This window comes from Paenarthrobacter sp. 4246, assembly GCF_040546855.1.
In the GTDB taxonomy this organism is placed as follows: domain Bacteria; phylum Actinomycetota; class Actinomycetes; order Actinomycetales; family Micrococcaceae; genus Arthrobacter.
In genome coordinates, this window is the sequence record NZ_JBEPOP010000019.1 from 1 (window position 1) to 1,836 (window position 1,836).

A 1,836-nucleotide genomic window follows, 5' to 3' on the forward strand; every position below is an offset into this window, starting at 1 on the left:
GTCTGTTGTTTGAGAACTCAATAGTGTGCCAAGTTTGTTGATACCGATTGTTTTATTGATTGGTTGAAATTATGGCTGGATCATTGCGCACCCCCGTGTGTGGTGGTCTGGTTTTCAGCTGGTTTCGAATTTTGTGCAGCCGTGTTCGCCGTTATTTCCGGTGGGTGTGGTTGTGTCTGTTTGATTTGTTTTTCTTCAACGGAGAGTTTGATCCTGGCTCAGGATGAACGCTGGCGGCGTGCTTAACACATGCAAGTCGAACGATGATCCCAGCTTGCTGGGGGATTAGTGGCGAACGGGTGAGTAACACGTGAGTAACCTGCCCTTGACTCTGGGATAAGCCTGGGAAACTGGGTCTAATACCGGATATGACCGTCTGACGCATGTCAGGTGGTGGAAAGCTTTTGTGGTTTTGGATGGACTCGCGGCCTATCAGCTTGTTGGTGGGGTAATGGCCTACCAAGGCGACGACGGGTAGCCGGCCTGAGAGGGTGACCGGCCACACTGGGACTGAGACACGGCCCAGACTCCTACGGGAGGCAGCAGTGGGGAATATTGCACAATGGGCGCAAGCCTGATGCAGCGACGCCGCGTGAGGGATGACGGCCTTCGGGTTGTAAACCTCTTTCAGTAGGGAAGAAGCGAAAGTGACGGTACCTGCAGAAGAAGCGCCGGCTAACTACGTGCCAGCAGCCGCGGTAATACGTAGGGCGCAAGCGTTATCCGGAATTATTGGGCGTAAAGAGCTCGTAGGCGGTTTGTCGCGTCTGCTGTGAAAGACCGGGGCTCAACTCCGGTTCTGCAGTGGGTACGGGCAGACTAGAGTGCAGTAGGGGAGACTGGAATTCCTGGTGTAGCGGTGAAATGCGCAGATATCAGGAGGAACACCGATGGCGAAGGCAGGTCTCTGGGCTGTAACTGACGCTGAGGAGCGAAAGCATGGGGAGCGAACAGGATTAGATACCCTGGTAGTCCATGCCGTAAACGTTGGGCACTAGGTGTGGGGGACATTCCACGTTTTCCGCGCCGTAGCTAACGCATTAAGTGCCCCGCCTGGGGAGTACGGCCGCAAGGCTAAAACTCAAAGGAATTGACGGGGGCCCGCACAAGCGGCGGAGCATGCGGATTAATTCGATGCAACGCGAAGAACCTTACCAAGGCTTGACATGAACCGGTAATACCTGGAAACAGGTGCCCCGCTTGCGGTCGGTTTACAGGTGGTGCATGGTTGTCGTCAGCTCGTGTCGTGAGATGTTGGGTTAAGTCCCGCAACGAGCGCAACCCTCGTTCTATGTTGCCAGCGCGTTATGGCGGGGACTCATAGGAGACTGCCGGGGTCAACTCGGAGGAAGGTGGGGACGACGTCAAATCATCATGCCCCTTATGTCTTGGGCTTCACGCATGCTACAATGGCCGGTACAAAGGGTTGCGATACTGTGAGGTGGAGCTAATCCCAAAAAGCCGGTCTCAGTTCGGATTGGGGTCTGCAACTCGACCCCATGAAGTCGGAGTCGCTAGTAATCGCAGATCAGCAACGCTGCGGTGAATACGTTCCCGGGCCTTGTACACACCGCCCGTCAAGTCACGAAAGTTGGTAACACCCGAAGCCGGTGGCCTAACCCTTGTGGGGGGAGCCGTCGAAGGTGGGACCGGCGATTGGGACTAAGTCGTAACAAGGTAGCCGTACCGGAAGGTGCGGCTGGATCACCTCCTTTCTAAGGAGCTGCTTGCAACTGTTGCTGTGCCTGCATGGGTGTGGTGGTGGTTGTCAGTGTTGCCCATTGCGCAGGCGTCTGTTCTGCGGTGGGTGCTCATGGGTGGAATATCAACGAATCA

At 55.5% G+C, this 1,836-nt stretch carries 1 rRNA gene; it reads left to right on the forward strand.

Going from position 1 to position 1,836, the window contains the following annotated elements:
* Nucleotides 1-195 precede the first annotated feature (195 nt).
* Nucleotides 196-1,715, forward strand: a 16S ribosomal RNA gene (locus ABIE35_RS21155).
* Nucleotides 1,716-1,836 lie beyond the last annotated feature (121 nt).